The 5765-nt window shown below is 31.1% G+C and carries 9 protein-coding genes; 4 read left to right on the forward strand and 5 right to left on the reverse strand.

Going from position 1 to position 5765, the window contains the following annotated elements; translation table 11 throughout:
• Window positions 1-7: 7 nt before the first annotated feature.
• Both IV88_RS08670 and IV88_RS08675 read right to left on the reverse strand, forming a co-directional pair.
• Entirely contained in the window at window positions 8-277 is a 270-nt protein-coding gene (locus tag IV88_RS08670; protein ID WP_057800505.1) for a bacteriocin immunity family protein, read from the reverse strand.
• A gap of 35 nt (window positions 278-312) precedes the next feature.
• On the reverse strand, window positions 313-729 hold the full coding sequence (locus IV88_RS08675) for a MarR family winged helix-turn-helix transcriptional regulator (protein ID WP_057800506.1): 417 nt from the start codon (window positions 727-729) through the stop codon (window positions 313-315).
• Window positions 730-806: 77 nt separating this feature from the next.
• Here IV88_RS08675 and IV88_RS08680 point away from each other — a divergent pair, with 77 nt between their 5' ends.
• Window positions 807-1253, forward strand: coding sequence for a GNAT family N-acetyltransferase (locus IV88_RS08680; RefSeq protein WP_057800507.1), 447 nt, complete (start codon window positions 807-809; stop codon window positions 1251-1253).
• A 13-nt stretch (window positions 1254-1266) separates the two neighbouring features.
• Here the strand turns inward: IV88_RS08680 and IV88_RS08685 are convergent, their stop codons facing one another.
• The 3 genes from IV88_RS08685 to IV88_RS08695 form a co-directional block, all read right to left on the reverse strand.
• Complete coding sequence (locus IV88_RS08685; RefSeq protein ID WP_057800508.1) at window positions 1267-1695, reverse strand: hypothetical protein; 429 nt, start codon at window positions 1693-1695, stop codon at window positions 1267-1269.
• Window positions 1696-1834: 139 nt separating this feature from the next.
• Window positions 1835-2464 carry a hypothetical protein gene (locus tag IV88_RS08690; protein WP_057800509.1) on the reverse strand — a complete coding sequence of 210 codons (630 nt, stop codon included), beginning with the start codon at window positions 2462-2464 and terminating at the stop codon, window positions 1835-1837.
• Between the two features lie 17 nt (window positions 2465-2481).
• Window positions 2482-3624: a serine hydrolase domain-containing protein gene (locus tag IV88_RS08695; RefSeq protein WP_057800510.1), complete on the reverse strand. Its 1143-nt coding sequence runs from the start codon at window positions 3622-3624 to the stop codon at window positions 2482-2484.
• A 380-nt stretch (window positions 3625-4004) separates the two neighbouring features.
• Between IV88_RS08695 and IV88_RS08700 the strand changes: the two genes are divergently transcribed.
• The 3 genes from IV88_RS08700 to IV88_RS09600 all read left to right on the forward strand — a co-directional run bounded on the left by IV88_RS08700 (window position 4005) and on the right by IV88_RS09600 (window position 5668).
• Window positions 4005-4775 carry an NlpC/P60 family protein gene (locus IV88_RS08700; protein ID WP_057800511.1) on the forward strand — a complete coding sequence of 257 codons (771 nt, stop codon included), beginning with the start codon at window positions 4005-4007 and terminating at the stop codon, window positions 4773-4775.
• Between the two features lie 127 nt (window positions 4776-4902).
• On the forward strand, window positions 4903-5544 hold the full coding sequence (locus IV88_RS08705; protein WP_057800512.1) for a response regulator: 642 nt from the start codon (window positions 4903-4905) through the stop codon (window positions 5542-5544).
• Window positions 5507-5668 carry a LytTR family transcriptional regulator DNA-binding domain-containing protein gene (locus IV88_RS09600; protein WP_371862105.1) on the forward strand — a complete coding sequence of 54 codons (162 nt, stop codon included), beginning with the start codon at window positions 5507-5509 and terminating at the stop codon, window positions 5666-5668. Before IV88_RS08705 ends, IV88_RS09600 begins: the two co-directional genes overlap by 38 nt.
• Window positions 5669-5765: the final 97 nt, after the last annotated feature.

The following is a 5765-nucleotide window of genomic DNA, read 5'->3' on the forward strand; positions in this document are numbered from 1 at the left end:
ATCTATCTTAAAACATTGGAAAAATAAACGTTCCCCGCCGATTGCCGTACTGACTGCCCAAATCATTGTAAAAAAGGCCCATTGGTTTAGATAAGCTTTGTTTCAGCGCATAAGGTCGTAATATTGACTCCAATTGAGCAGCCTCACGTAAGTCGTTGCCCGATTTAACCAGTTCCTTTTTACTTGCTTCCAAAATTTGCCGTTCATTATCGCGAATATCTTCATTTTCCAGTACATTATCCATCTTTTTAAGCAATGCAGCTGCTCTTTTAGTCATTTGATTTCTCCCTCATGCTTACATTTAATATTCTATTATTTTAGTTCAATTTTCTTTGTTATTTTTACTAGTAATTCTTGTAGCACCAATCTTTCTCCATCTGAAAGATCTGACATAGCCCGTTCCGCAATATTACTTTCACATTCGTGTAATTCAGGATAAACCTTAATTCCTAAATCCGTCGGAAATAGACGTCGCACTTTTCGATTACTACTATCCGCACGTTTCTCAACGTATCCACGTTTAATTAGATTATTGACTGCTCTAAAATTAGTCGTCCGATCGACTTTCATTTCATTTGCTAGTTCATCTAAAAATAATCCCGGTTGTTCGCAAATTCGCATTAAATATTGAAATTGATTGTTATTCAGCCCTATCTCTTTAAACTTCGTATTCGCTTCATTTAATGAAATTCTTGAAATCAAACCCAACTGACGTAATAAATTAATCATTTTCGCTCCTTTTGTTGCATTTGCAACAAAACTATTTTAAGATAGATAAAACTATTACAAAGAAGGTTTTCTATCCTATGTGGTTTATTAAAACATTTGATGAGTTATCAACGCAAGAATTATTTGATATTATAGAGGCTCGAACTGAAGTTTTCGTTATAGAACAAAACCGAGTTTACCGAGAATTAGATAAAATCGATTTAAAATCAATCCATATTTTTAAATACGATCAAGGACAAATTGTTGCATACGCACGCATATATACAATTGACCATGGTATTTCATTTGGCCGGATTCTAACTGCTTCCAACGTGCGTGGAACTGGAATTGGAAAAGAATTAATGCAACAAGTATTAGAAACTTGTCGCAAATCCTATCCACATCAAACTATTCATATCGAAGCTCAAGATCATGCTCTTTCATTTTATGAACAATTTGGATTCAAGGTGACAGGACCCAAGTTTGAGTTTAACCACACACCACATTATCCGATGGAATTAAAAACTACCCAATCCTTAGATTAGGTAGCCCTTGATTTTATAAATTAATACTATCTGATTTAACTTGGTTTTCTGTCCCAATTCGAACATAAAGGCTAACGGACTCTTTAATTTCAGAATTTAGATATTTATTAATAATAGAACTCGGATACTTATCTAAGTTAATAGTAAAGTGGTTGTCATGAACTTTAACGTTATCTTCGTTGTCCAATAGAACTTCTTTCCCATTCGCAACAACAAACAAGTTCAAGCCATTATTAGTGATAATGTTTGAATAACTTCCGCTGACCATACCATACAACATATTTGTTTTTTTATTATACGAAATTAGCTTAATGCTACTTGTATTTTGAGTGGCCGACATTGAACCATTTTTATTATCAAACGATTGTGACATTACCGGAAACACTGAAAAAGCCGCACCTATAAACAAAGCACCAATTAGCAATCTAATTTTAATACGCAAACCTATTCCCCCCATAAATGACTAATCACCCTGTATCCACTATAACATCTATACTTTTCAATACAATGATAAAAAGTATTTCACACTAAGAGATTCTATATTAATCGTCTAACAAATCTCTTAATATCAATTTAAACATCTAAAAAGAAGATAGCATATAAAGAGCTCTTAAATGACCATGACTGTTCCTTACAGTAAAACCAGGTATGCTTCCATAACGCCAAGAGGGTTTATAAAACAGATCAGATGACATTAAGAAAACCACATGATATCGACTTATCTTATATTCAAATTGTCTCTGAGAATATTGATTATCTTGAAAATCTGCTTCTCCCTCACTATACGTATAATATGCATCGTTCGACACTGTAATTACATTACGAATAACGCGTGTTTGATGTTTCTTTAAATATATTTTGCTAAAGTTTACTTTTTGGCTTTTGCTTGGTGCCAAAATTTTATTTCCGTAAATAACAACGTTATATTTAGAATTATTAACTAATTTCAAATCATTTCCGACTAAATAATGTTTACCATTTTGAGTTGGAATTGCATATTTCGATTTTGGATAATATCTGCGAATTTTATTTTGATTAACTCTAAACGTAAACTTAACTTTTTTCTGTTGATTTCTAGGTATTTTTTCAAATGAAACATATTTTTGCGTCTTGTAATGATACGTAACATGATGCCTAGATGCCGATCCAGGCACGGGTAAAAACAGCATAATTGAAACTACTGCTAATAATGAGAATAATTTCTTTTTCATAATTATTTTCCTTCTTCCTATTCTGCATAAGCTTTAGGCGCAACATATTTAATAATTTGTGCGGCAGCATCCTTTACACTGGTTTCAGATTGTGTCGCTACCGTTTGATTTGCAAATAAAATCACTCCGTACTTATTTCCTATTGTCAGATTAACAAAATTTGCATTTCCAACTGAATCTAGACTTCCATAAACGAATTTCATATCATGAAGCTTGTCAATATAAAAACCACTATTATAGTGTTTAGTAGATTGCGCCTTCAGATTCGTCATATACTTATAATCCGAATTGTTCAAAATACTTCCGTTCTTTAAAGCCTTACAGTAAGTATAGTAGTCAGAAGGCGTAGTGTACATATTTCCTGCTCCCAAAATATATGATAAAGAGGACCCAGTTGGTACCTGACCGTGTTGATAATCTTTATCAACAAATTTATATATATGAGCACCAAGCATTCCCTGTGGAATCTGGTTCCACATAAATGTATGTTTCAATCCTGCCGGTTTAATAATTCTATTAACAAGGTTGTCAGCATACGACTTCTTTGTAAAATGGCTAATGATACCTGCAATTAATATGTAGTTATCATTACAATAATGAAATTTATTAGATCCAGTATCCATAGTACTTGCCTGACTATTAATTCTTTGAATTGTATCGTTTACTGCGCTATCTTCAGATAAAATTTTTCCTGGATCAACTTCTGCTTTATTATCCATAATTCCAGACGTTTGTGTCAAAAGATTGCCAATTGTTATTCTATTAGAGTTTTTTAGTTGTGGATACCACCTACTAATCAAAGTATTTTGTGTGATTGGATTTTTGCTTTTCTGAGAATCATTTATAACCTGAACCATCATTGCCCCTGTCATCGATTTCTGTAACGATGCACCTGGATAAATGACGTTAGGGTTGGAATTCAAAATGTTTTCTGCTTTATTCGCATAACCATAGCCTAAAGCTTCATGACTATTTTTGTAGTTAGTTATTGATAACACCTGCCCTTTAAGATGGTGTTGTTTCAAAATCTTTTTAATTTGAGTTGATTCAGTAGCATTATTAGATTTTGCCATCGTGCTAATTGGTACTGAAACTATAAGTGTAGGCAAAAGCATCATTTCACAAAAATAAGCTAATCTTCTAAAAAAAGTACTATTCATTATAAGTCACCCCATATATGTTAAATTTCAACTCTGTTTTAGTTTCTATCCATTACTTTGTCAATAAAATCTTCCATTAGGATTCCTAAAGAGCACACCTTTCATTATTCGGTCAAAAAAGTTTAAGAGTCTTAAGCATTATTAATAAATAATATTGTTATTAAATTCAAATTGAGATTATTTAATTAACTTTCTTAATCCTCATTCAAAATAAATAGTACTTTTTTATTATCAGCTTAATTAGAATTCCTAATAATTTTATTTAAAAGCATAAAACACAATTTAAGAGCTTATATGATTCGTATATGAATAGTTGGAAATTATTTATAAATATTCATACTATGCTTTTGTTGATTTAAAATTTTAGGAGGGATTTGAACATGAAAGGAAAAATTATTGTGTCATTATTGTCGAGTACGTTGATCATTGGACTAGGTGCAGAATTAAACCATGAGAATACATCATTTCTTAATCCTCTATGTGTTTCTGTAAAGGCTGATACTGTGAGTGGAACATTTACATCATCTGGTACTAATAAGATTTATACTTCAGCAAGTACCAGTGGAACTTCTATTGGATCATATAATTCTGGTCAAAAGGTATCCTATGACTCAAAAATAAAATCAGGAAAATATCTTTGGATTTCATGGATGTCTTATGGTGGACAAAGACATTATATGATTGAAGAAAATTTAAATACGGGTCATATGCACGGCACAGACACAAATTCTAGTATGACCACAAACGTAAAAAAAACTAATACAAAACACAGTACTGGTAAGAAAAAAACCACCTCTTCAGTTGGAAAAAAGATTATAAGTTTGGCACGTGCCGAAATTGGAAAACCCTATAAAACTGGAGCTACTGGGCCAAATTCATTTGATTGTTCTGGTCTTACTCAGTTTATTTATAATAAAGTTGGAATTAGTATTCCAAGAACATCACAACAGCAATCATTGGTTGGAAAATACGTTAGCCTTAGTAATTTAGTCCCTGGCGATCTAGTATTCTGGGGTGCACCTGGAACTTCTGGTCACGTTGGAATTTACACAGGCAATGGGAAATGTCTATTTGCTCCACAACCTGGTCAAACAGTTAAAGAGCAACCAATGTCATATTATTCACCACAATTTGGACGTCATATTTTCTAAGATCTATAACCAATATTTAATGCAATATAAGTCTTAACACAATTAAATGTTAAGGCTTTTTATATACAGATATTTATTGAAGTTCATTTCAATAGTGCTAATATAAAAAATGGGGAGGGTAATCATTATGATTAAAGGTATATCAACATATTTTTGTCTAGAAAGTTACGAATGCTCTGTTAAATACTCTAATTATATGCAAAGAATATATTCCAGCTTAGATGTTTCTGACTATTTAAAAAGCTACATAATTAGAGCTGACCAAATTTTAAATATTAAAAATCAAAAAGAAAAATTGATAATAGTTTTCTTGGGTATTAACTATATATACCAAAATAAAGATGGAATTGAGTTAGCAATTAAGTTAAGACAGAGTATTTATAATTTGAAAATAATTTTTGTCAGCTCTCAATTTGAAAACTTATTAATGGGATTATCTTGCCATATAGAACCATTTGATTTCATAAATGCTAATCAAGAAGACTGGCTCATTAGAAAAAAGATCAAAAGTGATATATTGCTTATTTCTAAAAACACTCAAAAAAAGTTTCAAACACAAAATGATACATTTTCAATCAATACAATGGGAAAAACAATTATTTTACTTTCCAATGAAATGGACTTCATCGAAACTTCAGACAAACCGCATCGTTTGATTTTACATAGTATAAACAAAAAACTATCAATTTTACGGAACTATCAACTCAATTTCACACAATATAAGTTTTTTAATAAAATGCCATCGAAGTTTCTTAATAAATCCAAATAACATTAGCATCGTTGATTACGATACTAATTGTATTCATTTTAAATCTGGAAACTACTGTTGGTTCACAAAAAAATATGAACGTATAATTAAGGAATCAGTTAGTAAGATTGGTTTGCTTGGATAATATAACATTGAAATCACATTTTTCGAAATATTACAATTATTGAAATAATCAAACCACAAACTTTATAATTACCCGAATTGTCAAATCAAGTGCAACA

This window comes from Pediococcus argentinicus (genome assembly GCF_001437605.1).
Classification (GTDB): domain Bacteria; phylum Bacillota; class Bacilli; order Lactobacillales; family Lactobacillaceae; genus Pediococcus; species Pediococcus argentinicus.